At 62.8% G+C, this 26,285-nt stretch carries 22 protein-coding genes and 1 pseudogene; 19 read left to right on the top strand and 4 right to left on the bottom strand.

Going from position 1 to position 26,285, the window contains the following annotated elements:
* The 3 genes and pseudogenes from NKF06_RS10650 to NKF06_RS10660 all read left to right on the top strand — a co-directional run.
* A pseudogene (locus tag NKF06_RS10650) lies at nucleotides 1–421 on the top strand (DDE-type integrase/transposase/recombinase); the annotation flags it as partial.
* Between the two features lie 244 nt (nucleotides 422–665).
* Nucleotides 666–1,427, top strand: coding sequence for an IclR family transcriptional regulator (locus tag NKF06_RS10655; RefSeq protein ID WP_253245357.1), 762 nt, complete (start codon nucleotides 666–668; stop codon nucleotides 1,425–1,427).
* Between the two features lie 89 nt (nucleotides 1,428–1,516).
* Entirely contained in the window at nucleotides 1,517–4,537 is a 3,021-nt protein-coding gene (locus NKF06_RS10660; protein ID WP_253245358.1) for an FAD-binding and (Fe-S)-binding domain-containing protein, read from the top strand.
* 248 nt (nucleotides 4,538–4,785) lie between these two features.
* Here NKF06_RS10660 and NKF06_RS10665 read toward each other — a convergent pair whose 3' ends face one another.
* Entirely contained in the window at nucleotides 4,786–6,699 is a 1,914-nt protein-coding gene (locus tag NKF06_RS10665) for a CocE/NonD family hydrolase (protein WP_253245359.1), read from the bottom strand.
* 115 nt (nucleotides 6,700–6,814) lie between these two features.
* Between NKF06_RS10665 and NKF06_RS10670 the strand changes: the two genes are divergently transcribed.
* From NKF06_RS10670 to NKF06_RS10715, 10 genes are all read left to right on the top strand, one after another.
* Entirely contained in the window at nucleotides 6,815–7,960 is a 1,146-nt protein-coding gene (locus tag NKF06_RS10670; RefSeq protein ID WP_253245360.1) for an acyl-CoA dehydrogenase family protein, read from the top strand.
* A gap of 323 nt (nucleotides 7,961–8,283) precedes the next feature.
* The gene (locus NKF06_RS10675) at nucleotides 8,284–9,444 is read left to right on the top strand and encodes an ABC transporter substrate-binding protein (RefSeq protein ID WP_253245361.1); all 1,161 of its coding nucleotides are present in this window, start codon (nucleotides 8,284–8,286) and stop codon (nucleotides 9,442–9,444) included.
* Nucleotides 9,445–9,452: 8 nt separating this feature from the next.
* Nucleotides 9,453–10,481, top strand: coding sequence for a branched-chain amino acid ABC transporter permease (locus NKF06_RS10680; protein ID WP_253245362.1), 1,029 nt, complete (start codon nucleotides 9,453–9,455; stop codon nucleotides 10,479–10,481).
* Entirely contained in the window at nucleotides 10,478–11,593 is a 1,116-nt protein-coding gene (locus NKF06_RS10685) for a branched-chain amino acid ABC transporter permease (protein ID WP_253245363.1), read from the top strand. The genes NKF06_RS10680 and NKF06_RS10685 overlap by 4 nt, the downstream gene beginning before the upstream one ends.
* A complete protein-coding gene (locus NKF06_RS10690; RefSeq protein ID WP_253245364.1) occupies nucleotides 11,590–12,402 on the top strand; it encodes an ABC transporter ATP-binding protein in 813 nt (270 codons plus the stop codon). Before NKF06_RS10685 ends, NKF06_RS10690 begins: the two co-directional genes overlap by 4 nt.
* Nucleotides 12,399–13,106: an ABC transporter ATP-binding protein gene (locus NKF06_RS10695; RefSeq protein ID WP_253245365.1), complete on the top strand. Its 708-nt coding sequence runs from the start codon at nucleotides 12,399–12,401 to the stop codon at nucleotides 13,104–13,106. Before NKF06_RS10690 ends, NKF06_RS10695 begins: the two co-directional genes overlap by 4 nt.
* Nucleotides 13,107–13,215: 109 nt before the next feature.
* A complete protein-coding gene (locus NKF06_RS10700; protein ID WP_253245366.1) occupies nucleotides 13,216–15,159 on the top strand; it encodes a 3-hydroxyacyl-CoA dehydrogenase NAD-binding domain-containing protein in 1,944 nt (647 codons plus the stop codon).
* A gap of 47 nt (nucleotides 15,160–15,206) precedes the next feature.
* Complete coding sequence (locus NKF06_RS10705; RefSeq protein ID WP_253245367.1) at nucleotides 15,207–16,397, top strand: beta-ketoacyl synthase N-terminal-like domain-containing protein; 1,191 nt, start codon at nucleotides 15,207–15,209, stop codon at nucleotides 16,395–16,397.
* Nucleotides 16,394–16,876, top strand: a complete 483-nt coding sequence (locus NKF06_RS10710; RefSeq protein ID WP_253245368.1) for a Zn-ribbon domain-containing OB-fold protein — start codon at nucleotides 16,394–16,396, stop codon at nucleotides 16,874–16,876. Before NKF06_RS10705 ends, NKF06_RS10710 begins: the two co-directional genes overlap by 4 nt.
* 1 nt (nucleotide 16,877) lies before the next feature.
* On the top strand, nucleotides 16,878–18,500 hold the full coding sequence (locus tag NKF06_RS10715) for a long-chain fatty acid--CoA ligase (protein WP_253245369.1): 1,623 nt from the start codon (nucleotides 16,878–16,880) through the stop codon (nucleotides 18,498–18,500).
* A 348-nt stretch (nucleotides 18,501–18,848) separates the two neighbouring features.
* Here the strand turns inward: NKF06_RS10715 and NKF06_RS10720 are convergent, their stop codons facing one another.
* Nucleotides 18,849–19,094 carry a hypothetical protein gene (locus NKF06_RS10720; protein ID WP_253245370.1) on the bottom strand — a complete coding sequence of 82 codons (246 nt, stop codon included), beginning with the start codon at nucleotides 19,092–19,094 and terminating at the stop codon, nucleotides 18,849–18,851.
* A 140-nt stretch (nucleotides 19,095–19,234) separates the two neighbouring features.
* Here NKF06_RS10720 and NKF06_RS10725 point away from each other — a divergent pair, with 140 nt between their 5' ends.
* From NKF06_RS10725 to NKF06_RS10750, 6 genes are all read left to right on the top strand, one after another.
* Nucleotides 19,235–20,107, top strand: a complete 873-nt coding sequence (locus NKF06_RS10725) for a hypothetical protein (RefSeq protein WP_253245376.1) — start codon at nucleotides 19,235–19,237, stop codon at nucleotides 20,105–20,107.
* On the top strand, nucleotides 20,100–20,801 hold the full coding sequence (locus NKF06_RS10730) for an acetate--CoA ligase family protein (RefSeq protein WP_253245371.1): 702 nt from the start codon (nucleotides 20,100–20,102) through the stop codon (nucleotides 20,799–20,801). The genes NKF06_RS10725 and NKF06_RS10730 overlap by 8 nt, the downstream gene beginning before the upstream one ends.
* Complete coding sequence (locus tag NKF06_RS10735) at nucleotides 20,798–21,208, top strand: acyl-CoA thioesterase (protein ID WP_007276360.1); 411 nt, start codon at nucleotides 20,798–20,800, stop codon at nucleotides 21,206–21,208. Before NKF06_RS10730 ends, NKF06_RS10735 begins: the two co-directional genes overlap by 4 nt.
* A 70-nt stretch (nucleotides 21,209–21,278) precedes the next feature.
* A complete protein-coding gene (locus NKF06_RS10740; RefSeq protein WP_004967944.1) occupies nucleotides 21,279–21,455 on the top strand; it encodes a Trm112 family protein in 177 nt (58 codons plus the stop codon).
* Nucleotides 21,456–21,558: 103 nt separating this feature from the next.
* On the top strand, nucleotides 21,559–22,641 hold the full coding sequence (gdoA, locus tag NKF06_RS10745) for a gentisate 1,2-dioxygenase (RefSeq protein WP_253245372.1): 1,083 nt from the start codon (nucleotides 21,559–21,561) through the stop codon (nucleotides 22,639–22,641).
* 140 nt (nucleotides 22,642–22,781) lie between these two features.
* Nucleotides 22,782–23,099, top strand: a complete 318-nt coding sequence (locus NKF06_RS10750; RefSeq protein ID WP_253245373.1) for a hypothetical protein — start codon at nucleotides 22,782–22,784, stop codon at nucleotides 23,097–23,099.
* 103 nt (nucleotides 23,100–23,202) lie between these two features.
* Here the strand turns inward: NKF06_RS10750 and NKF06_RS10755 are convergent, their stop codons facing one another.
* Both NKF06_RS10755 and NKF06_RS10760 read right to left on the bottom strand, forming a co-directional pair.
* Complete coding sequence (locus NKF06_RS10755; protein ID WP_253245374.1) at nucleotides 23,203–24,069, bottom strand: fumarylacetoacetate hydrolase family protein; 867 nt, start codon at nucleotides 24,067–24,069, stop codon at nucleotides 23,203–23,205.
* Nucleotides 24,070–24,216: 147 nt separating this feature from the next.
* A complete protein-coding gene (locus tag NKF06_RS10760) occupies nucleotides 24,217–25,446 on the bottom strand; it encodes an FAD-dependent monooxygenase (protein ID WP_256477296.1) in 1,230 nt (409 codons plus the stop codon).
* Nucleotides 25,447–26,285 lie beyond the last annotated feature (839 nt).

Genomic DNA, 26,285 nt, shown 5'->3' on the forward strand with positions numbered 1-26,285 from the left:
CGAGACCGCTGTCAAAATCAATGGCGAATGGTCTTGGTTGTACGCTGCAATAGACCTCGACACAAAAGTGATTCTTGACGTTGCACTGTTCAAGCGTCATGGAACCGATCCAGCAGCTGCGTTTCTCCATGAAGTCTGTGAGAAACACGACTGTTCAGAGACGGTGTTTCTGGCTGATGCCTTTGGGTATCGGACTGCCTTCTCTCGATTAAGGCTGAACGGTCGGGTCGACTACACAGACCGAAACCTGATCGAAAAATGGTTTCACACGTTCAAAATGAGGGTCGACCGTTTCCATAACTCATGGGTGGGCAGTCGGCTGAGCGTCTGCCAATGACTTGCAGTGTTTGTTCATTACTATAACTTTCACCGACCGCATCAATCGCTCAACGGACGACCGCCAGCTCAGGAGGTTAACTAGACAGTGCCCAAGATTTCAGTAGGTAAAATCGAGGTGAAGTTTGAATATGCCATACGAGGTGGAAATCCAACAAAGACGTACAGTCATAGCCTCTCATCGATGTATCTTCACGAGCCTCCATTGACAAGAATTCGTTGAGTTGCTTGAATAGTTACAGTCATAGCGTTGTAATTTTATTATTCGAATCACCCCTCGGTATGTAATATCCAAACGATTTATTACTGTGGGACGTTCAGGAATATACATGGACGACTCGAAACACCAACTTGCCACGGTCAATCGGACGTTCGATATCCTCGGATTACTACGAAAAAACAGTTCGATGAGCGTCAGCGAAATCGCAAAAACCCTTGACACACATCGGAGTACCATTCACGGATATCTTCGAACGCTCGAAGCCACCGGATTCGTGATTAATGAGGACGGGCGCTACCGGCTCGGATTACGATTCCTTGAGTTCGGCGGGCGTATCAAGTATCGGAATCGGCTCTTCCAAGTGTCCCAGTCCGAACTCGAACACTTGGCGGATGACACGGGGTACACCGCGTCGCTCACGATCGAAGAGAACAATGAACTCGCCATCGTTCACCTCGCAGAAGGAGAACGCTCACTTCAACTCGGGATGTACACTGGTATGCGCGTGCCACTTCACTCACACGCGTCCGGAAAATCGATTCTCGCCTACTCGTCCGACGAAGTGATAGACCGGTTCTTCGAGACCCATGACCTCGAAGCAGTAACCAAGTTCACGAAGACAGACCCTGATGACCTCAGAGCAGAATTCGAGACGATTCGAGAGACCGGCTATGCGTACGATTGGGACGAACAAGTCGTCGGCATGGGGATTATCTCGGCCCCAATCACGGTCGAAGGGACTGTCTACGGAGCAATCGGTCTCGTTTGCCCAACGAATCAACTCACGGATGCGGACCAACGGTCGGACCTCGCCGAGCGGGTCAAGCAGTCTACGGACATCGTCTCCGTCAACTATCAGTACGGTCGTTAATCACGAACACTGATTCCCCTATTGAGCACACAAACCTCGGATGAGAGACACACAACACTATAACCGCGGAAAATAAGTTTCGAGCATCGATGCGAGAAATTTCCGTGTCTAACCCGACGACTGCACCGAGTGCGAATTACGACTATCGCGGTGACGACGTTGAACGACCTGATCTTGTCGCGGATCTCGAGGTACGTATCGCTGGCGACGTTCGCTTCGACTCCTACTCTCGCCAGCTGTACGCGACCGACGCCAGCGCCTACGAGGTGACGCCCATCGGGGTCGTCTTCCCGGCGGACACCGAAGACGTCGCGGCGGTCGTCGAATACTGCGCACGGGAGGACGTCCCCGTGCTCCCGCGCGGCGGCGGGACGAGTCTCGCCGGACAGACGGTGAACGAGGCGGTCGTCCTCGACTTCACGAGATACATGGACGCGCCGCTGTCGGTCGACCCCGAGGCGCGGACGGCGCGCGTCCAGCCGGGCGTCACGCTCGCAAAGCTGAACGAGACGCTCGCGCCGCACGACCTGAAGTTCGCGCCCGACCCCGCCGCCGGGAACCGGAGCGTCATCGGCGGCGCAATCGGGAACAACTCGACGGGGTCGCACTCGCTGAAGTACGGCAAGACCGACGCCTACGTCGAGGAAGTCGAGGCCGTCCTCGCCGACGGGTCGGTGACGACGTTCGGCGAGGTCACGCTGGACGCGCTCCGCGAGGGGGCCGACCCTGACGGGAGCATCCGGGAGCGCGTCTACGCAGAAGTCCACCGCATCCTCGAATCGGAGTCAGACCTCGTCCGCGAGCGCTACCCCGACCTGAAGCGCAACGTCTCGGGCTACAACCTCGATTGGCTCGTCGACGAGGCCGAGTCGGGATCGGTGAACCTCGCTCGACTGCTCGCCGGCTCCGAAGGGACGCTCGCGCTCATCACCGAGGTTACTGTCTCGCTCGAACCCGTCCCGGAGACCAAAGCGGTCGCGCTTCTCACCTACGACGAGCTGATGACGGCGGTGAGAGACGTCGTGGCGGTCCTCGAACACGACCCGGCGGCGGTCGAGTTCATCGACGACACGCTCATCGACCTCGCCGGTGAAACCTCGGAGTTCGAAGACGTCGTGGGGATGCTCCCCGACGGCACGCGGGCGGCGCTCCTCGTCGAGTTCTACGCCGAAGATGACGAGACCGGCCGCGAGAAGGTCGACGCGCTCGTCGCGGACCGCGTCGGCGAGAGCGCCGTCGACGCCATCGAAGCCCACGACGAGGCGGCGCGCGACCGGGTCTGGAAGCTCCGGAAGGCCGGCAATCCGATTCTGCTCTCGCGGACGACCGACGAGAAACACCTCTCGTTCATCGAGGACTGCGCCGTTCCGGCCGAGCACCTCCCCGAGTTCGTCGGCGGGTTCCGCGACGTGCTCGACGACCTCGGGACGTTCGCGGCGTTCTACGGCCACGCCGGGCCGGGCGTCCTGCACGTCCGCCCGCTCGTCACCACGAAGACCGCCGAGGGCCTCGCGACGTACGAGGAGATTTCCGACCGCGTGACCGAACTCGTCGTCGAACTCGGCGGGAGCGTCTCGGGCGAACACGGCGACGGCCGGGCGCGCACCCAGTGGAACCGCAGGCTCTACGGCGACTCGCTGTGGGAGACGTTCCGAGAGCTGAAGACGGCGTACGACCCCGACTGGCTCCTCAATCCGGGGCAGGTCTGCGGCTACGAACCGGATGAGTCGCTCCCGGACGACGCGCCCGAGCGCGCCCGGCGCGTCTCGATGACCGACGACCTGCGGTACGACCCCGACTACGAGTTCGACGCCGGCTTCGACCCCGCGCTCGAATGGGCGAACGACAACGGGTTCGAGGGGATGGCCGAACTCTGTCACGGCTGTGCCGGCTGTCGCGGCGACCAAGACACGACCGGCGGCGTGATGTGCCCGACCTACCGGGCCAGCGGCGAGGAGATACAGTCGACACGCGGCCGCGCGAACCTCCTCCGGCAGGCGATGAGCGGCGACCTCTCGGCGGACGAGCAGTTCGACGTCGAGTTCATGCACGAGGTGCTCGACCTCTGTATCGGCTGTAAGGGCTGTTCGAACGACTGTCCGAGCGAGGTCGACATGGCGAAGCTGAAAGCCGAGATGACCCACGAGTACCACCAGCGCGAGGGGGCGAGCCTCCGCGATAAGCTGTTCGCCAACGTCGACATGCTCTCGAAGGTGGGAAGCGCGTTCGCTCCCGTCTCGAACTGGGCGACGAAACTCCCGGGCGCGCGGTCCCTGTTGGAGTCCGCGGTCGGAATCACGTCCGAGGCGACGCTCCCGTCGTTCGAGCGCGAGACGCTCCACGACTGGTTCGAGGCCCGCGGCGGGTCGCAGGTCGCCCCGGCGGACGCCGAGCGGACGGCCGTCTTCTTCGTCGACACGTACACGAACTACAGTCACCCGGAACCCGGGAAAGCGGCCGTGCGCGTGCTGGAGGCGGCGGGTGTTCGCGTCGAACTCGCGGACCACACCGACAGCGGCCGGCCCGCGCATTCGAAGGGCTTTCTCGATATCTCGCGGGACACGGCGCGCGAGAACGTCGCGGAACTCGCCCCGAAGGTCGAATCGGGACGCGACGTGGTGTTGGTCGAGCCCTCGGACGCGGTGATGCTCCAGTCCGACTACCTCGACCTGCTCTCGGGGCCCGCCGTCGAGCGGGTCGCTCGCAACACCTACGGCGTGATGGAGTACCTCGATTCGTTCCGACTCGACGAGCGACTGGCGTTCGACGCGCCGAGCGAGTCGCTCGCGTATCACGGCCACTGTCACCAGAAGTCCGTGAAGAAAGACCACCACGCGGTCGGGGTGCTCAGGCGCGCCGGCTACGCGGTCGACCCGCTCGATTCGGGCTGTTGCGGGATGGCCGGAAGCTTCGGCTACGAGGCCGAACACCGGTCGATGAGCGACGCTATCGGGGACATCCTCTTCGAGCAGGTGGCGGCGAGCGACGGACAGCGGGTCGTCGCGCCGGGCGCGTCGTGTCGGACCCAACTCGGCGACCGCGACGACGACGCGGAACGACCCCCGACACCAATCGAACAGGTCGAGCGGGCCGTCCGAACCGCACGGTAGCCCGGGGCGCTCCGAACCGCATGGGAGCCGGCCTGAGCGCCGGCCCGCGGACGCCCGTGGCGGCTCGGGATGGTAACGAGGTCGATCTAGCTCGGCAGCACAGATATCTCGCTTTCGCGCGTTGTATGTTCAGATACGCGTGTTTCGTCTCGATATAACGTGGGTCGATAGCTTTGTCGTCGAATACGGAGTCGTCGTGGTCGACCCGTGGCCGCTCGACGGGTTCGGAGGCTCACCGGTCTGGCCGTTCAGGCGGAGTCGACGGGAAGCTGGAGTCTGGACGGGTAGTTGGAGCTTCGATGGAGCGTCTGCGTCGCTGTCTGCATGTCATCTTCGGTTGCGCGCGAGACGGTGATCGCCGTGTTGGGGTTGCGGTCGAGTTTCGGGAAGTTACTGCTCGTGACGTCCAGTCGAATCCGGTGGCCGGACTCGAAGGTGTGTGCTACCGGTCGGAGATTGACGGTCAGTTCGTAGACGACGCCCGCCTCCAGGAACTCGGGTTCCTCGAACGACTCGCGGTAGCGCGCCCGAAGCACCCCCTCGGTAACGTTCATCGAGTAGCCGTCGGGGCCGACGTCGACGAGTCGGGCCACGAAGTCGGTGTCGGGTGCGGTCGTCTCGACAAACAGCGTTGCCTCGACGTCGCCGGCGATAGCGACGGACTCGGAGAGCGCTTCGGAGGTGTAGACGAGCACGTCGTCGCGCTCCTCGACGGGTGTTTGGTCGACGACGCCGGCCGTCTGGAGCGGTCCCATGTGGAGCGGTCCCCCCCGAGTGGGGACCGGGTCAAGTGGGTCGTAGTCGTAGCTGTCGGTCGCGTCCTCGGCCGCGGGTTCGTTCGTGGACAGGCCACCGCTGCTGACGCCGTCATCGGGGATGTCGCCGTCGAGATAGTAGTCGGTCGGCGTCGACGACGACGGGGGCCACTCGTCGGCGCTCCGCCACTCGTCGGCGCCCATCTGGAAGTACTGGACCTTCGGAAGCGAGCGCACGCCGTCGCCCTCGTCTTTCAACCAGTAGTCGAACCACGGAAACACGAGTTCGCCGCTCAGGTCGTAGGCGGCCTCGGATCCGAAATCGCGGTCGCCAACGGGGTCCGCCGACGGGTAGGTGAGGTGGCTCCAGGGGCCGATGACCAGGCGTTGATTCTCGCGGACGACTTCGGGGGCACGCTCCTCGACGGCCGAGAACAACGACGTGGTGCCGTCGAGGAAGATGTCGTACCAGCCGCCCGCCTGAACCATCGGTATCGATAGGTCGCCGACCTCGGCGAGGACATCGATCGCCTGCCAATAGTTGTCGAACGTCGGATGCTCAAGCCAGTCGCGCCAGTAGGGTGCCACTCCCTGATCGAACGCGGAGATGTCGATTTCCGGGAGCTGTGCCGCGCTGTCCGGCCAGTTTTGGAACAGGGCTTGGAGCTGTTCTCGGAGGGCATTCGCCTCCGACTCGGAGACGTTCAGCCGCGATATCTGCGAGAAGGAGTTCGAGGCCGTCCACGCCATCGACGTGCCGAGGTTGTTCGCCCCGCCTGAGTACTGCAGGTCGTGGTAGAAGTTCGCCGGCGTGACAAGCGGCGCCGCGGCGACGAGCGACGGGGGTTCCTCCTTCATCGCCTGTATCGTCGTCATCCCTCGATAGGAGGTACCGTACATCCCGACCTGGTCGGTGCTCCACGACTGCTCTGCCACCCACTCTATCGTGTCGTAGCCGTCTTCCCCCTCCGAAAACGGGACGAACCAGCCGTTCGATGCGAATCGCCCCCGCACGTCCTGCTGGACGACCGCGTAGCCGTTCTCGACCGCGGTCGGAATCGTCCCGACGGGGACGTCCTCAGCTTTGTTGTACGGCGTCCGGTGGACGAGCGTTGGGAACGACTCGCCCTCCTGTGGCAGGTGGACGTCTGTCGCGAGCGTGACACCGTCGCGCATCTCCACCATCACGTCCCGTCGCACGCGGTGGTCTGGGCTCTCCGTCGCTGTCGACGTTCGCGTCGGTTCCGGCGTCGCGGTGGCCGTCCGCGCCGTGTCCGTTATCTGCGTCGACTCCGACTGACTACAGCCTGCGACACTGAGCGAGGCCGCCACGGCAGCGAGGCTCAGATACTGACGGCGGTTCAGCGACTTACTGTCTGGTCCGGGTGGACTGGTATCTCGACCCATGTTGATGACTCTTTTCATACATGATTAAAAGTTTTTATTACATCGGGGGTAACGGAAGTGGAGGGATCTGAGCCGAGGAGACAAACTATTTACCCCGACCGGGAAGACCCATACCATGGAGCTATTAGAAGAATCAGTCGTCCCCGAGGCGGCCAGACCGGTGAAGCGACAGGCGCGCGAGTTCGCTGACGAGCATATCGTCCCGGCGAGGGCCGAGCGGTTCCAATCCGGTGAGTATCCGACCTCAATCGTCGAGGCCGCTCGTGAGGAGGGTCTGGTGGCGATGGAAATCGGCGAAGAACACGGCGGGCAGGGACGGTCGCTGAGCGAGGTAGTCGCAGTCATCGAGGAATTCTTCCGCGCGGATGCCGGTATCGGCCTCGCGCTGGTCGGACAGAGCTTCGGGACGAACATCCTCGAAGCGTTCGGGACGGAGGCGCAGAAGCGCGACTACCTGCGCCCCGTGGCCGAGGGCGAAGTCACGACGGGGATGGCGATTTCGGAACCCGACACGGGCAGCGACCTCGCCGGGATGGAGACGGCGGCGACCAAGGAAGGCGACGAGTGGGTGCTCGACGGCGAGAAGTACTGGATCGGTAACGGCGTCTCCGCCGACTGGATCACCGTCTACGCGAAGACGGACGAGTCGGGGGACCGCCACGGCAACTACTCGCTGTTCCTCGTACCGACCGACGCGCCGGGCTACGAGGCCGAGTACATCCCGGAGAAGATGGGTATGCGCGCGTCCGAACAGGCGCACATAACCTTCGACGGCTGTCGGATTCCCGAGGAGAACCTACTGGGCCCGCGCGGCGACGGATTTCGGATGGTTGCGGAGTTCTTCAACCACGGGCGAGCGCGGGTCGCCGGCCATGGCATCGGCCTCGCCGCCGCGGCCATCGAGGAAGCGTGGGCGTTCGTCCACGACCGCAAGGAGTTCGGAAAGGAAGTGAGTGAGTTCCAGTCGGTCCAACACGACCTCGCGGAGATGCGGACGGAGTTCGAGAGCGCCCGGTCGCTGCTCTGGCGGACCGTCGAGCGGATCGAGTCCGGCGAAGACGCCCGCAAATGGGGATCGATGGCGAAGCTGAAAGCGACGGAGACGGCGACCGAATGCGCCGAGACGGGAATCGGACTCCACGCCGGCCGTGGGATTCTCGACGACCAACGGATCTCGCGCGTCTACCGGGACGCGCGGATGCCAGTCATCTACGAGGGTGTCAGCGCGGTTCAGCGCGACCTCATCTATCGGAACTTCTGACGCCGCGAACTGACTGCGGCTATCTCGAACGCTCGGTTCCGGCGGGGACCGGGTGGTCTGAGCTCGCGGATTCGAGCCGGATGACGGCAACACTGCGCCCGGAGACCGGCCGACGACCAGCGCAGAAACAGGAGTATTCGGGCATCCTCCATAATCTATAAGTATATTCACTCGCAGGTAGGGGTATGCCTACTCATAGCAGGCGAGAGCTGCTGAGACAGATTGGTGTGGCTTCGACAGTCGGCGGTACCGCAGGACTGGCCGGGTGTGCCGGCGGCCCAGGGGGACAAAACGACGGTGGTGGCGGCGGCGGAGCCGGCACTGTGTCGGATTCGGGGGGTGAGTCGTCCAACATCGACGAGCTGACTGTCGGCGTCTTCGCGCCCTATACCGGGGCGTTCGCGCCGTGGGGAGAGTCGGTGACGACGGGGTCCGTGCTCGCGAAACAGGACCTCGAAGAGGAGTTCGACATCTCAATCGAACTGCGCGAGTACGACACCGAGACCGATCCGAGTACGGCGCTCGAACGGGTCAGACGCGCCGTCACCTCCGACGGCATCGACTTCGCACACGGCGGCATCTCCTCGGCTGTCTGCACGAGCATGGGGTCGTGGGCGTCCGACAACGGCGTTTCCTACATCGCACAGGGCGCTTCGGATACCATCACTGGGAGCGAGTGTGCCGAACACATGTTCAGCGTCTACCAGTCGAACACAATGATGGCGGGCGCGGCGGTGCCCCGGATGGTCCAAGAAGCCGATTCGTGGTACATCCTCTATTCGGACTACGTCTGGGGACAGACCGCCAACGAAGTCATCAGCGCACGGCTCGAAGAGAACGGCGCGACGGTCGTCGGGTCGGACGCGACTCCGTTCCCCGGCGACGACTACACGCAGTACATCAATAACGTGCAGAACTCTGACGCCGAGGCCGTCGCACTACTCATCCCCGGGCTCGACGCCCGGTTGGCGATAGAGCAGATGATGAACACCGGGCTTCACGAGGAGCTGGCGCTGATGGTCCATCAGTTCGAGGATCTGGTTGCGTGGGGGCTCGGCAAGGAAGCCGCCTCGGCCGTCGACGTCGGCCCGGCCGGATGGGTGAGCGCCGTCGACACCGGCGAGGAGTTCAAACAGCGCGTGGTCGACGAGGGCGGGACCGATCCGTTCGCGCGCCATTATATGTCCTACACTTCGCTTGACCAGCAGGTGCGTGCAGTGATGCGGGCCGGCTCCACCGCCGCCGCCGACATCACCGCCGAACTGGAGGGCCACCAGATAGAGAGTACCGTCGCGGACCTCCAGCCGGGAACGCTGAAGTGGCGCGCGTGCGATCACAACCTCATTCAGCCGACCCACGTCGTCTCAGGGCTCGAACCGGACGAGATGCAGGACGAACCGTGGAAACAGTGGTTCGGCATCGACGAAACTATCCCCGGTGGAGACCTCGCACGCAGCTGCGAGGAGACCGGGTGCCAGCTGTAACTAGCCAAATGGCATACAAACTACCACCAGCGCTCAACCCGACGAGCGAGGAATCCTCGCCCGCGGCCATCGCGGTGGCCGTCGTCCTCGGGTTGCTACTGGTGAACGCGTTTGCGAGACGCCCCGGACTGTTCGTCGACCAGCTTGTCGGCGGGCTCGTCTACGGGTTCATCCTCGTGCTGCTGGCGCTCGGACTGTCTATCATCCTCGGGCTGCTCGGCGTCGTCAACTTCGCGCACGGGGCGCTGTTCATGCTCGGGGCCTATCTGACGTTCCAAGTCGTCGTCGAGTGGGGGCTGTCGTTCTGGGTTGCGCTCGTCGTTGTCCCTCTCTTGGTTGGGACGCTCGGCATCGTCATCGAGCGTACCGTCCTCCACCGGCTGTACGACGAGACGCCGCTCATCGGCCTGCTGGCGACGTTCGGGTTGGCGCTGATGCTCGACGAGGCGACGCGGGCCATCTGGGGCGCGTCGCCGCTCAGTGTGCCGACGCCGCCGGTGCTGTCGTCGAGCTTCGACCTCGCGGTCACGGGCGTCGCCAACTTCCGACTGTTCACGGTGGTCGTGAGTGTGCTCACCGTCGCGGCCGTCTACATGCTCATCGAGCGAACCAACTTCGGCCTCTCGGTCCGCGCAGGCGTCATGGACCGCGAAATGGCCGAACTCGTCGGGGTCAACATCCCGATCCGGTTCGTCCTGATGTTCTTCCTCGGGGCGGCTACGGCCGGACTCGGCGGCGTCCTCCGCGGAACCGAGGTCGGAATGGACATCGGGATGGGCAACCAGTTCATCATCCTCGCGTTTGTCGTCGTAGTCGTCGGCGGCATCGGCAGCCTGTTCGGGAGCGTCGTCTCCGGGCTGCTCATCGGTGAAGCGGTGTTCCTGACGCCACTGGTGTTGGAGCAACTCGCGGTGGCGACGTCGATTCCGGCGCTCGACATCTCCGGTATCGGCGGGCTGATGCCGTTCCTCGTGATGATCGTCGTGCTGCTCGTCAGACCCCGCGGGCTGTTCGGACAGGAGGGGTTCCTCGAATGAGCGGACAGCGCTCGGACAACACCATCGTGAACCGCGTGAGCGACATCGCGTCGACGGACACACTCGCGAAACTGCAAGTACCGCTCGGACTGCTGGCCATCGTCGTCCTCATCCGGCCCGTCATCTCGCACCCGGCGCTGCTCGGCTACGAACAGGTCGCCAACACCATCCTCATCTGGATGCTGTTCGCGGTGGCGTTCAACCTGCTCATCGGCTACACGGGACTGCTGTCGTTCGGCCATGCGATGTTCCTCGGTATCGGAGCGTATGGGACCGCCATCGGCGTGCTCAGGCTGAACCTGCCGTTCCTCGTCTCGGCGGCTATCGGTATCAGCGTCGCGACGCTGTTCGGCTACCTGCTCGGACGGCTTACCGTCGAGAAGGGCGAAATCTACTTCGCGATGCTGACGCTGGCGTTCGCCCAGTCTTTCTACTTCATCGCCAACCAGAACTACGGCGGTCTGACCGGCGGGAGCACCGGAATCAGCGGCGCGCTCCCGGCGTGGATTGAGAGCTATCGCGGCGTGATGTACGTCTCGCTGGGATGGGTCAGCTTCGACTGGTACTACCTCCTCGCGGCGGTGTTCTTCGTGGCGACGCTGGGGCTGTGGCAGTTGGTCCGCTCGCCGTTCGGGCGGACGCTGGCCGCCCTGCGTGAGAACCAGCAGTTGGCTCAGGCGGTCGGTATCGACGTCAAGCGGTACAAGGTGTGGGCGTTCACGTTCAGCGCGACGTTCACCGCGCTGGCGGGCGTGCTGTTGGAGATAAACAATCAGGGGGCGTCCCTGCAGAACCTCTCGGTGAACACGAGCGGTGACATCATCCTGATGACCATCCTCGGCGGGACGAACTACTTCCTCGGTCCGGCGGCAGGCGCGTTCATCTGGCTGTTCGCCGAGGACTTCCTCACCGAGTTCGAGATGCTGGCGCTGCCGTCCCCGGAGTTCTCGGTCGTCACCTTCGAACTCTCCGGACTGCTGACGTACTGGCAGTTCTTCCTTGGCCTGCTGTTCGTCGTCGCGGTGCTGGTCGCGCCGCGGGAGGGACTGTGGGGGCTGTTCCGGAGCGGTGTCGAGCGACTGTACGACCAACTCAGCGGTGATCGAACATGAGTGAGACGAGACAGCGAAAGACGGAGCAGAAAGCTGCATCGACCGCCGACGAGGGCGTGCTGTGGACGGACGGGCTGACGAAGACGTTCGGGGGCGTCGTCGCCCTCAGAGACGTCGACCTCTCCGTCCAGCGCGGTGAGCTACACGCCATTATCGGTCCGAACGGCGCGGGCAAGACCACCCTGTTCAACACTGTGACGGGGGCGCTGGAACCCACCGAGGGGAGCGTCTGGTTCGACAGCGCGGAGATAACCGACCTTCCGCAGGAGGAGCGACCGCACCGCGGCCTCGCGCGGTCGTTCCAGTCGAACCAGTTGTTCAACGACCTCACTGTGCTGGAGAACGTCCGCATCGTCGTGCAGACGGTACAGGCCGGCACGTTTGCGCTGAATCTGCTCGGCGAGGGGCGGTCGAAACACCGTGAGAAGGCGTTCGACTACCTGGAACGGATCGGCCTCGACAAGCAGCACAACGCGACGGTGAAGAACCTCTCGCACGGCGACCAGCGTCGTCTCGGCATCGCCATCGCGCTGGCGACGGAGCCGTCAGTGCTGCTGCTCGACGAACCCACGAGCGGGATGGGAGCGACGGAGACCCGAGAGACAGCCGACATGATTGACGACCTACAGACGGAACTCGACCTCACCATCCTGCTCATCGAGCATGACATGGATATCGTGCTGTCGATGAGCGACCGGATCACCGTGCTCAATCAGGGCGAGATACTCGCCACGGGCAACCCCGAGGAGATTCGCGGGAACGAAGAGGTACAGAACGCCTACCTCGGCGGGATGCGGGAGGAGCTATGAGCCTGTTGGAGATCAACGGATTGGAGGCGGGCTACGACACCGGACAGGTGCTGTTCGGCGTTGACATGGCCATCGACCGCGACGAGGTAGTATCGCTTCTCGGCCGCAACGGCGCGGGCAAGACGACGACGATGCGTTCCATCGTCGGCACCGACGTGCCGACCATCCGTGGCGGGTCGATAACGTTCGACGGCCACGACCTGCTTGAGAAGCGCAGCTACGAGATACCGAAGCTCGGTCTCTCGCTCGTCCCTGAGGCACGGCGTTGCTTCAACGAACTCACCGTTGAAGAGAACATACGGCTCGCGGCCAACCACGCGACCGACCCGCTCAACCGGGAGTCGGTGTTCGAGCAGTTCCCCGAACTCGACGACATGCGCAACCGACTCGCGCGGAATATGAGTGGCGGCGAAAAGCAGATGCTCGCTATCGCGCGGAGCCTCGTCGCCAACCCGCAGATGATACTGCTCGACGAGCCCTGCGAAGGGCTGGCGCCGTACATCGTCCGGCGCATCGAGTCAATCATCACGGAGATAAGCGAGGAGCGCGACGTGACGTTCCTCTTGGTGGAACAGAACGTCGCCGTCGCCATGGCAGTGGCCGACCGCCACTACATCCTCGACGAGGGCCACATCGTTGACGAGGTGTCGACCGAACGACTCAAAACCGACGACGAACTCCGTCAGGAGTACCTCGGCGTCTGAACGCCGGGGTCGTTCGCCCGTTTAGTCGTCCGTTAGCCGTTGTGCCGTCTGTTTATTTCTATTTACCGAATCAAAATATTAAAATAGGTAGATGTGGAAGAACGTAGTAATGGCTATCCAGATAGAGAGCCTCGCAGTCCTCGGAGCTGGCAGTATGGGTCACGGCATCGCCGAAGTGGCCGCCATCGCCGGCTACGAGGTGACGATGCGCGACATCGAAGCCGACATCGTCGATGAGGGGTACGACCAGATAGAGTGGAGCCTGAACAAACTGGCCGAGAAGGGCCAACTCGACGAGGACCCCGACGAGGTGCTGAACCGAATCGGGACGACGACCGAAGTGGCCGCCGCCGTCGCGGACGCAGACCTCGTCATCGAGGCCGCGCCGGAGGACTTGAACATAAAACGCGACGTGTTCGCCGAGGTGGACGACGCGGCGGGACCGGAGACCATCGTTGCGACGAACACCTCCAGCCTGCGCGTGAGCGACATCGCGTCGGCGACGGACCGGCCCGAGTTCTGCTGCGGGATGCACTTTTTCAATCCGCCGGTGAAGATGGACCTCGTGGAGGTCGTCTCCGGCGAGCAGACGCGCGAGGACGTGACGGAGGTGGCCTACGAGTTCGCCGAGTCGCTCGGCAAGACGCCCATTCTCGTCCGGAAGGACGTCCCGCAGTTCGTCGTCAACAATGTCCTGACGCCGTACATGGGCGAGGCGGCGTGGATGCTCGACGAAGGTGGCGTCGGGATACGGGAGATAGACGCCGCGATGGCGTTCCGTCGGGGTTACCCGATGGGGCCGTTCGAACTCAACGACTTCGGCGGCATCGACATCTTCGCGCACACCCGCGAGCAGTGGGATGACCCCGTCGCCGAGTCAATTCAGAGCCGCGTCGACGCGAACGACCTCGGTCGGAAGAGCGGCAAGGGCTTCTACGACTACGAAGGCGGCGAGGGCGTCGATTACAACCCGCGCGAAGGCGGCAACGTGGACACGCTCCGAATCGAGGCGCGGATGGTAAACGAGGCGGCCAAACTCGTCGGCGACGACGTAGCCGACCCCGAGGACATCGACGTAGGGATGCGCCTCGGCGGCGGTCTCCCCGAGGGGACCTGCCGGACGGCGGACAAACTTGGTCTCGACACGGTGCTGGAGAAGCTCGAATCCCTACACGAGCGAACGGGAGCCGAGCGGTACGAACCCGCGGAGTACCTCGTCGAACTCGTCGAGGCAGGCCACACCGGGGAGGACGCCGGGCGCGGCTTCTACGACTACCGCGACGGCGGTCCGTACCACCTTATCAGCCACAGTCTGACGGACGACGGCCGACTAAACGTCGTCTTCGACCGCGAGGAGCGGCTGAACGCCTTCTCGACGGACATGTTCGACGAATTGCGCCGAGTGCTGGAGTCGGTGGACGACGATGACGTCTCCGTCGTCGTCTTCGAGGGTGCGGGCGACCGCGCGTTCTCGGCGGGCGCGGACATCACGGGCTTCACCACCGCCGAACCGACCGACCTGATGGACGTAGACGAGGCGATTCAGGCCGTCGCGGAGTTTCCGCGGCCGACGGTAGCGAAGATAGACGGCTTCTGCCTCGGCGCGGGGATGGAGATAACGCTGGCCTGCGACCTCCGCATCGCCACCGAGGGCTCCTCGCTCGGTAGCCCCGAGATAGACCTCGGGCTCATCCCCGGCGGCGGCGGCACCCAGCGTCTCGTCCGCCTCGTCGGCGCGCCGCGGACGAAGGAACTCGTCTTCACCGGCGACCCTATTTCCGCGGAGAAGGCCGCCGACTGGGGTATCCTCAACCGCGCCGTCCCGGAAGAGGAGTTCGAAGACGACGTGGAGACCCTCGTGTCGAGCATCGCCGAGGGGCCGCAGACGGCGCTCGAAGTCGCGAAGAGCGTCATCGACGAGGGGAGGGACGCCAGCCTTGACGCCGGCCTGAAGATGGAAAGTCAGGGCTTCGGCCTGCTCTCGACGACGGAAGACATGTGGGAGGGCGTCGCGGCGTTCAAACAGGACCGCGACCCCAACTTCTCGGAGTAAGCGACGGAACAAACAAGTACACGGATGATAATTTCAAATCACGACCTATGACTCGAAACGTCGGTATCGTTGGCGGCGGTCATACCCGTTGGGGGAACCGCAACGCCACCTACAAGGACCTGATACAGGAAGCGGGGAAGGCCGCCTTCGAGGATGTGCCCGACATCGGTCCCGAAGACGTCGAGGGACTGTTCGTCGGCTCCGTCCAGCCAGAACGGTTCGCTTTCCAGACGCACGTCGCGCCGATGGTCGCCGAACTCGTCGGTGTGGACGTCGATACGATGATCGCGCGGACCGAACTCGCCTGTGCGAGCGGGCAGGCCGCGCTCAGATACGCGTGGCTCGCAATCGCGGCGGGCGAACTCGATGTCGCCCTCGTGCTCGGCGTCGAGAAGATGAACCTACCCGCCGGTCACGGTCCCGAGGCCCAATCCAGTATGACGAACGTCATGGACCGGGAGTTCGACGGCGCCAACGGCCTGAACGCGCCCCCGTACTTCGCGATGATCGCCCAGCGGCATATGCACGAGTACGGGACGACCCGCGAGCAACTGGCGATGGTGAGCGCGAAGAACAAGAGCCACGCCGCGCACAACGAGTTCGCGCAGTTCCAAAAGGAGGTGTCGGTCGATGACGTGCTCAACTCGTACCCGCTGTCGCCACCGCTGTGCCTGTTCGATTGCAGCGGAATCACGGATGGCGCGGCCGCCCTCGTCCTGATGAGCGAGGAGAAAGCGCGCGAGGTAACCGACGAAGCGACCTACATCACGGGCAGCGGACAGGCGTGTTTCGCCTCGAACTCCATCAACAACCTCCCGTCGATGTCGGCGTGGCCGCAGGCGACGACGGCCGCCGAGAAGGCCTACGAGTCGGCGGGCATCGGCGACCCCGTCCGCGACCTCGACGTCGCGGAGGTCCACGACTGCTTCTCCATCAGCGAAATCGTCGAGTACGAGGACCTCGGCTGGGTCGAGAAGGGCGAAGGCGGGAAGTTCGTCGAGGACGGCCGAAGCGAACTCGACGGCGACATCGGCGTCAACCCGCGCGGCGGCCTGCTCGGCTGCGGCCACCCGTTGGGTGCGACCGGCGTCTCGCAGGCGCTCGAGATCCACGACCAGTTCCGCGGAGAGGTGCCGACCGAGCGTCAGGTGCCAGACCCCGAGACGGGGCTGATACACAACCTCAGCGGCAGCGCGTCGGTTCACAGCGTTATGGTGCTGGAGCGTGGTCGACCATGAGCGACGACCGCGGAACCGTCGAGATACCAGACACCATCGAACTCCCCCGGTTGCTCGACTTCTACGAACTCCAGACCGACGAGCACACGGGTATCTCGGAGTTCTACGAGAACCTCCGCGATGGGCGACTTACGACGACCGAGTGTTCAGACTGCGGAGCGCTCCACTTCCCCCCGCGCATCGTCTGCCCCGAGTGTCACAGCGAGGCGCTGGAGTACGTCGAACTGCCTGACGAGGGCGAACTGTTCGCGTTCTCGACCGTCCGGGCGGGTGCGCCGCTGGGGATGGAAGACGAGGTGCCGTTCGTGACGGGCATCGTGGACCTCGGCGACGTGCAACTGAGCGCCCACATCGACGGTGCCGAGTACGACGACCTGACCATCGGCGACCCCGTCGAACTGCGCGTCGTCGATATCGACGGACCGGCTGACCACGAGCGGGTGTTCTTCCGCTTCGAACCGACGGACGGAGGCGACTGAGATGTTCGACTACGACCTGACGATAACGACGTTCTTAGAGCGTGCGACCGACCTCTTCGGTCACAAGGAGATCGTGACAAAGATCGGCGAAGACGAGTACCACCGCTACACGTACGCCGACGCCGCAGAGCGCATCGCGCAGTTGGCGCACGCGCTCGACGACTACGGGCTCGAGGCCGGCGACAGGGTCGCGGCGATGGCGGCCAACCACTACCGCCACTACGAACTCTACTTCGGCCCGGCCTGCAGCGAGCGTAGCGTCCACACCGTGAACCACCGACTGCCCAAGGAACACCTCATCCACATGATGGACGAGGCGGAGGACCGCCTGATGTTCGTCGACCCCGCGTTCACGGGCACGCTGGAGGACATCGCCGACGAGTTAGAGACCATCGAACAGTACGTCATTCTCGACGACGAGGTGGGGGAGACGTCGCTGGAACCGGCCGTCGATTACGAGTCGTTCATCGCCGACTACCCCACAGAGTACGACTGGCCCGACATCGACGAGGAGACGGAATTCGGCCTGTGTTACACCTCCGGAACAACGGGGATGCCCAAGGGCGTCCCGTATTACCACCGGAAGATGTTCCTGCACACGCTGATGCACAGCCATGTGGATGTGTTCGGCGTCGGCGAGAACGACACCGTGATGCCGGTCGTTCCGATGTTCCACGTCAACGGCTGGGGTTTCCCGTACACGGCGACGTTCTGCGGTTCGAAGCTCGTCCTGCCGGGCGGGCACACCACCGTCGACGACATCGCCGACCTCATCGACGAGGAGGCGGTGAGCATCGCGGCGGCGGTCCCCACCGTGTGGATCGACATGGAGAGCTACCTCGGTGACGACGAAGCGGGGATGCTCGACAGCCTCGACAAGGTACTCACCGGCGGGAGTTCGCCGCCGAAGTCGCTGATTCAGAAGTACGACGAGGTGTACGAGGCACCGATCAATCAGGGGTACGGGATGACCGAGGCGTCGCCGCACCTCGCCAACACGATGCTGACGAGCGAGGCCAGAAGTCTCCCCGAGGACGAGCAGTACCGTCTGCGCATGAAGCCCGGCATTCCCGCGCCCGGGGTGAAACTCGAACTTCGCAGCGATGACGGCGAACCGGTCCCGCAGGACGGCGAGACGAAAGGCGAGATACACGCCCGGTCGCCGTGGCTGCTCGATGGGTATTACAACCGACCCGAGGCGACCGAGGCGGCGTTCTCCGATGACGGTTGGTTCAAGACCGGCGACATCGGCACTATCGACGAGTACGGCTACCTCAGCGTCGTCGACCGCGTCGATGACGTCATCAAATCCGGCGGCGAGTGGATCTCCTCTATCGAACTGGAGAATGAACTGATGGGACACGACGCCGTCGAGGAGGCGGTCGTCATCGCCGCCGACCACGAGAAGTGGCAGGAGCGGCCCATCGCCTACGTCGTCCTCGACGGCGACGCCACGGAGACGGAGCTCCGCGACCACCTGCTCAACCGGTTCCCGAAGTGGTGGCTGCCGGACCGGTTCATGTTCGTCGACGACGTGCCGCGGACCACGACCGGAAAGTTCGACAAAGTTCGGCTCCGCGAGTTGTTCAGCGAGGAGTTCGGCACGCTCCCGACAGAGGAGTAGGTGTGTTGATGGACGCGCGTGCCGTTCCGCACACCGTCCATCGGTGCGGCCTGCGGTGACAGAGCCGACGAGTCTGACGGTGAGCGTCATGTTCGGCGTCCAGTAATCGTGATCGTCCCGGCGGGCTACCTCCTCAACCGCGTCGGAATCAGGCGGACACCCGCGACGGCGGGTCCGCGGGGTCGAAAGCACTATGCTCCTGTTCCGAATACGTGCTGACGTGACTCACAAATTCGAACTCGACAGACTGTTCGACCCGTCTTCTATCGCGGTCGTCGGGGCGTCGACGAAAGCGGGGAAAATCGGCTACGAGGCGATGGAGAACGTCCACGACTTCGGCGGACGGGTCTACCCCGTCAACCCGTCCGCCGAGGGCACCGCGTTCGGCGAACCGTTCGTCGCGTCGGTGACCGACATCGACGACGACGTCGACTCGCGTTGCTCTGTGTGCCCGCGCCGGTCGTGCCGGAGGTCATCGAAGAGTGCGGCGCGGCGGGCGTGGGTGCCGCCGTCATCTACTCCGGCGGCTTCGCTGAGGCCGGCGACGACGGCGCGGAGATACAGCGCCGACTCACCGAGACTGCCAACGAACACGGCATCGCCCTGCTCGGCCCGAACACGAGCGCTTCGTCATCCCGCGGACGGGGCTGTACGGCTCGTTCGCCACCGGCGTCGAGAGCTTCCCGGCGGGCGACCTCGCAATCGTCGCCCAGAGCGGCGGCGTCGCCCACTCCATCGCGTTTCAGGCGACCCGCGAGCGACGCGGGATCTCCGCGATGGTCGGGCTGGGCAACCGCGCGAACGTCGGCTTCGAAGAGGTCATCGAGTATCTCGACGCCGACCCCGACACCGGCGCAATCGTGCTCCACGTCGAGGGGACCGACGACGCGCGCTCGCTCCTCGAAACCTGCTACGACGCGGAGACGCCCATCTTCGCCTACAAGGTCGGTGAGGCGGACGTCGGCGACTTCGCCGAGTCGCACACCGGCGCGCTCACCGGCGACCATGCGCTCTATCAGGCCGGGTTCGCGCAGTACGGGGTGCCGACGGTCGACTCGACGAGCCAACTCCTCGACGCCGGCCACGTCGCGGCGACCGCGCCGCTCCCGGACGGGACGAACGTCGGCGTCGTGACGGCGCAGGCCGGCCCCGGTATCATCATCGCGGACCGCCTGAAACAGGCGGGCGTCTCGCTCCCGCCGCTCGAAGACGAGACGAGGGCGACGGTGAACGAGATTCTCCCCGGCATCACGTACTCGGCGAACCCCGTCGACACGGGGCGGCCGATGCCGGAGTTCGGCGAGGTCGTCCGCGCGGTCGCGGCCGACGAGAACGTCGACGCCGTCCTCGTGTACGAGCTTCACGAGGCCGCGCTCGGGTTCCCCACCGAGGACCTCGACGGGCTCGCGGAGTCCGTCGGAAAACCGGTCGTGTTCGCGACGGCCGGCCCCGAATCGCTCCTCGAACCGGACCGCGAGGAGCTCGAATCCGTCGGCGTTCCCGTCTTCGAGTCGCCCGAGCGGGCCGCCGATACCGTCGCCGCGCTCGCCGAATACGCGCGCGTCAATGCAGATGCCGCGCCCGCGGAGGTGGTCGACAATGCGTGAGTCGGACCCCATCGAACGGGCTCGCGCCGACGGCCGGACGACGCTCACCGAGGCCGAGGCGAAGGGGATTCTCGCCGACGCGGGCATCGAGACCCCGGCGTTCGAAGTCGCCTCGACGCCCGAGGACGCCGCCGCGGCGGCCGAGCGAATCGGGTTCCCGGTCGTGCTCAAAGTCTCCTCGCCGGCGGTGACCCACAAAAGCGAGTGGATGGGCGGGCTGGGCGTGACTGTCGGCGTCGCGGACGCCGACGAGGCCGCGGCCGTCGCGGCGGACGTCTTCGACGCCGCCGCCGACAGCGGTATCGACGCCGACGTGCTGGTCGAAGCCGCCGCCGACGTCGACGCCGGCACCGAGGTCATCGTCGGCGGGCTTCGGGACCCCTCGTTCGGTCCCGTCGTGCTCACCGGACTCGGCGGCGTCTTCACCGAGATATTCGAAGACACCGCCCATCGATTGGCCCCGGTCACGCAGGCGACGGCGCGGGCGGCGGTACAGGAGTTGCGGTCAGCGCCGCTTCTCGAAGGCTATCGCGGGTGCGATCCGGCGGACATCGACGCGCTCGCCGGCGTCGTCAAGCGCGTCGGCGACCTGCTCGCCGAGCGCGAGGACATCGCCGAAATCGACGTGAACCCGGTGTTGGTGACGCCGAGCGGTGCGACCGCCCTCGACGCGCTCGTGGTGCTCGAAGAATGACCGGCTTCACGCGCACGTGGACGGTCCGGTTCTCCGACACGGACCCCTTCGGCATCGCGCACTACCCCCGCATCGTCGACACGCTCCACGAGAGTTCGGACATGTTCATGGAGGAGGTCGGCTTCCCGCTCTGGGAAATCTCTCTGGAATACGACTTCGGGCTCCCGCTCGTCGAAATCGACTTCGAGTTCGAGCGCCCGATGGAGGCCGGCGACAAAATCGAGATAACCATCACGCCGACGCTCGGAACCCGGAGCCTCCGCTTCGACTACGTCGCGCGCAACCAAGACGGCGAGGTGACGTTCACCGGCCACGAGACCCGCGTCTGTGCGAGCACGGACGACGTCAGTTCGCGCGACCTCCCGGCCGAACTCCGGGAGGCCATCGAACCGTACACCGAGGGGTGACTCACGCCGGCGTCGCCGCGGTCGAGGCGACCGACGACATGTTTTTGTGACGTCCGAACCGTGTGCCCGTATGGCCGAGTTCGAAAACATCTACGCCAAATCGAACCCGTTCGTTCGGGCCCATTTCGACTGCCCGACCTGCGGCGGAAAGCTCTGGGAGTACGCCATTCAGGGGCAGATGGTCTGCGAGGACTGCCGCGAGCTGTACCCCTCGAAGGAGATATTCGACGCGCAGGTGAGCCAGTAGCGACCCGGGTGGCGGGTGACGGGTGACGGCGTCCGCCCGTAGCGGCGCCACGCGACGAGAATAGACCCATACATTTATGAAGAATCCTCGGGAACTTTACACCATGGCTGAACAAGAGCCGAAGGAACTCCTAGAGATGAGTACCGACACGGAGCGTCTCCTCGAGGAGAACGACCTGCGACCCCTCTGGGAAGTCGAAAAGGACTTCGGAAACCAATTCGGCGGGTTCGAGGCGGACATCTGGAAGTGGGAAGACATCCAGGCGTCCATCGACGCCATTGAACGGGACGTCCCCATCGCGGACCTCCCGCCGGGGTTCCAGCGACGCGTCGCCGTGCCCGTCAACACGGGATACCGAAACGCCATCTCGAACACGATTTACGTCGGCGTCCAGACGGTCTCGCCCGGCGAGACCGCGCCGGCACACCGACACGGGGCGAACGCGCTTCGGTTCACTATCGACGGGAGCGAGGACATGAAGACCGTCGTCGCGGGCGAGGAGTTCCCCATGCGGGACAACGACCTCATCACGACGCCGCAGTGGGAGTGGCACGATCACGTCAACGACGGCGACGAGACGGCCGCGTGGCTCGACGTGCTCGACCTCCCGCTCGTGCTCGACTCGCTCAACGCGCGCAACACCTTCGAGAACCACGAACTCGACCGCCAGCCCGTGACGAAGTCGCAGGGGTACTGGGAGTCGCAGTACGGTCGCGCCCGCCCGTTCGAGGACACGAAAGAAGACGGGATTCCCGGCCCCTTCGAGGGGAACTGCGCCGCGACGCCGCCGTACCGATTCAGCTGGAAAGATACCCTCCAGACCCTTCGACAGCGAGCGGACAACGACGACCCGGACCCGCACGACGGCTACAGCCTCTCGTACGTCAACCCCGCGACCGGACAGCCGCCGCTGTTCCCGACGATGTCGTTCCGCACGCAGTTGCTCCAAGAGGAGACCGACCCGCACTTCCACAACGCCGTCGACGCGTACTTCGTCATCGAGGGCGAGGGCGCGACGCACGTCGGCGACGACGTGCTCGAATGGAGCGAACGCGATATCTTCGTGATTCCGCCGGACGAGATTCACCACCACGACCCCGACGGCGAAGCGATTCTCCTCGGGATGACCGACCGCCCGGTGTTCGAGGCGTTCAACTTCTACGCCGAGGCCGAACCGTCTGGGTAACCAACAGCCTAGAACGGCGTTCCGCCGAACACGGAGCGTCCGTATCCTCCCTGCCGCTCTTCGATTGGTTCGGACCAGCTACGGAGTGACGTGGGGGTTGCATCAGTAGGTTTTACGTAGGTTCAAAACGCAGTACTGGTATGGCACCGCAGATCAACCTCGAAGAAGCAGCGAAAGCCACGGAACTTCCGAGTGCAGAAGAGGTTCTCGGCGACCGCGACGAGATTCCGATTGAAGAACTGTTTGACAGTGAGTTCATGGCTCAGTACACTGAGTTTACCACGTTCGAGGAGATGGTGCGGGCCAGTCCCTCGAACGTCGACTCTCCCAGAGAGCTTACTCTCATTCCAGACGGCACGTGGGACGAATTCGTCTCCGAGACGACGATGTTCGACGATGAAGAAGAGATGGTTTTCGCCGTCCGTGACCACTGGGTTGCGACGAAGCTCGGACTGTAAGTGCGGTCCGGTTAGAACTGACTCATTTTACCAGCCGTCACGGCAGTGTTCAGCAGAGCGCTCGGAGAAAAGACCGAGAACCAGAACCAAGTGTGTACTACTCTTAGCCGCCCTTCTGAACGTTGACGTCGCTGAACTTCGTGTCTCGCTCAGTGACGTCGACGAGCATCCGGCCAACATCTTCGATCTGGGCATCGACCGTATCACCATCGTGGAGTTGGCTGACGCCCTCGGGTGTTCCGGTCGTGATGACATCGCCTGCTTCGATGGTCGCGCCAATTGAGGCGTACTGGACGATGTCTGCACAGGAGTAGACCATGTCACCGGTGTTCTCGTCCTGACGTACCTCTCCATTGAGCTGCAGTTCCATCTGGAGGTCCTGTGGGTCGGAGATTTCGTCAGGCGTAACGACTGCCGGGCCGATGACTGTGAACGTATCGTAGGATTTGCGGTTCGAACGGTCTTGATCCCCCCGAACGGAAATATCGAGCAGAATCGTGTATCCGAAGATGTGGTCCCAAGCGTTGCTGGCGTCGATGTCTTTGACATCGTCAGCCATGACGAACGCGAGTTCGATTTCGTGGTCGACTCGGCGGTCCCGGAACGGTAACTCGATACCGTGGTCGGGGCCGACAACACTCGATGGGGCCTTCAAAAAGTATCCCTTGTCTTCGATGGAGAACCATTCATCTGTGGTGATATCTTTGTCGGCTATTGCTTCCTCAATGTGGTTCTCGTAGTTGAGTGGGGCCGCGATTATCTTTCCTGGACGGCGAATCGGCGACTGAAGTTGGACTTCGGAGCGATCAAAGTCCGGTTCGTCGTCGACGTATTCACTGGCGTCGTAGTCACCACGGATATACGTTTGCAAGGGATCGTGAGATTCGATCCCGAGGCGGCTCGTCAAGTTAATCACACCGTCATCCGTTAACAGACCTAGGTTGGTCTCATCAAATCGAACGAATCGCATAGAAAGACAGTATTCGACAAACATAATAAATCATGCTTTTGCGGAAACCACGTTGTGTGGCTCTCCGCTGTGCCAGCAAAGCCGTAAGCCTACGTGATAGACAAGACGGATGCGGAAAATAAGACTTAGCCTGTCTCCTCGGACTCGTCAGTAGTTTCCGGTCGAAACAATCGGCGGCTTGCCGTGTGGGCCGTACGGGGCGTCGTCCAACCACTCACCGGCAGGTTCGAAGTAGTCGGCGAGTGATGCGGCCGCCTCTTTTCGGAGGACTGTCACTGGGTCGTCTCCCTGGAGATATTCGAGCGCCTGACCCGCTGCACCAATATTGTAGTCGGCGGCTTTCTCGCGCCGAGCAGCAAAGAGTTCGACTTCGTCTTGTGCCACGGCGTCGGTTTGTGCGTGGTAGGCGACCGCAATAGCCGAGGCAGCCTCATCGGCGTCGGCGACACCGGAGTTCATCCCTCGTGCGCCGAACGGCGCGAGCAGGTGAGCAGCTTCACCAGCCAACAGGACACGACGGTGTTCGTCGATAAAGTGCTCGGCCCTAACCTGTTTGAACTGATACGTCGATACCCATTCGAATCGGTCGTCGTACTCCTCGCCCATGACCTTACGGACGAACCTGCTCATGTTTTCGTCTTTGACGAGTTCATCTGGGTCGTCGTCTTCGAAGCACTGGATGTCAAGCCGCCATCCGCCAGTAAAGGGGACGAGGAGCGTGTTTCGACCATCTACGTCGGGATTACTGTAGTGGAACACACGCTCAATGGGGAGCGGTTTATTTTCGACTTCGTGGACGTCCGCAATGATGAAATGGTTCTTGGATTGGTCTCCCTCGAAGTCAACCCCGATCTCGTTTCGGACCGTCGACCCACCGCCGTCAGCACCGACTAGATACGGAGTCTCCCACTCACGACCGTCCGATGTCTCGACGCGGACACCGTCCGGACCGGACTGGACCGTTTTGACAGCACACTCCCAGTGAATCTCGATACCTGCGGCGTCGAGTGCGTCGAGTAAGTACGCTTCAGTCGTCACCTGCGGAATGCTCGTGAAGTGTGGAATGTCACCTGACCCACCGGGTGAGTCATACGTTCGCGAGAACACTTCCTTCCCGTGATAGAGTGTTCGCCGAGTAGGCCAGACGATTCCCTCTTCAACGAGGTCGGTTCCGAGCCCGGGGTGAACTCGCTCCAACGTGCGCAACGTCGCACCGTGGACGTAAATCGCTCGACTGCCTGACCGGTTTCGGTCTTCCGACTCCGCTTCGACGATTTCGACTGGGACATCTCGCGCGTGCAATGCGAGAGCAGTCGTCATGCCAACCGGACCTGCGCCAGCGATTAGTACGGACGTATCTGTATCTGTGTGGCTCATTGTCGATGATACATTATTCCCGAAGAATCATTATAACGGTTGCGGTCATTTGCATTTACTGGTCATCGGGTGGGTGTACTGCACGAGATTTCTAAAGTGAGGATCGAACTTCAAACCGACATAAACATGGATAAATCCAATTAACCAGCCACAATAGATCACAATACAGTATTTATTCCATAAATGTTGGAAGACGTCGAGACTGAAGCTGTGTATTTCAAATAGACAACAGATTGCCAGACACGATTCGGATGATCTGGTTGTTCAAAAACGAGTTGTGTACGGAATAGCCATTCTGTTTGTAATACTCATACGAAAGTCATGGACAGTATGGATCGGCGGGCCTCTCAATCTTGTGCATGCAATAGGGCGTTCTCCGAACCACTAGTAATAAATGTGGACCAACCGACTAGATTACACAGCTATAACTGTAAATCCACCACTCACAGAATAGCTACTCCGTTTGGCATTTCCAAACAGTATGATCTGGTAGGCCTGGTGGTACTATCTAGTTGGGTCCGTCAATCATCAATTGAGGAGGAGGTAGTGTAGTTTAGTACCAAAACACTCGGTTGTGAGCTGCCAGTTTATCTGAGAGTTCTTCTGGTTCCAATCTACAACCCACGTAGCGACGTTCGAACGGAGCATCACTTCACCAAGAGATACCGATCATCGATAGTTCTGAGAGATAGGCGACTTGAATCAATCTCTCCGCTATCCTATCCACATACCATCTACACCAAAGGTACGGGTGGTTTACAATAAATATCTCATCATAAATTTCGGCACTGTCTAGTTAAGCCAGTTTGAGGAACGAGCAGGTCGTTGAGTAGTTGGTC

Origin of the sequence: Haloferax sp. AB510, assembly GCF_024136985.1 — an archaeon.
GTDB lineage: Archaea > Halobacteriota > Halobacteria > Halobacteriales > Haloferacaceae > Haloferax.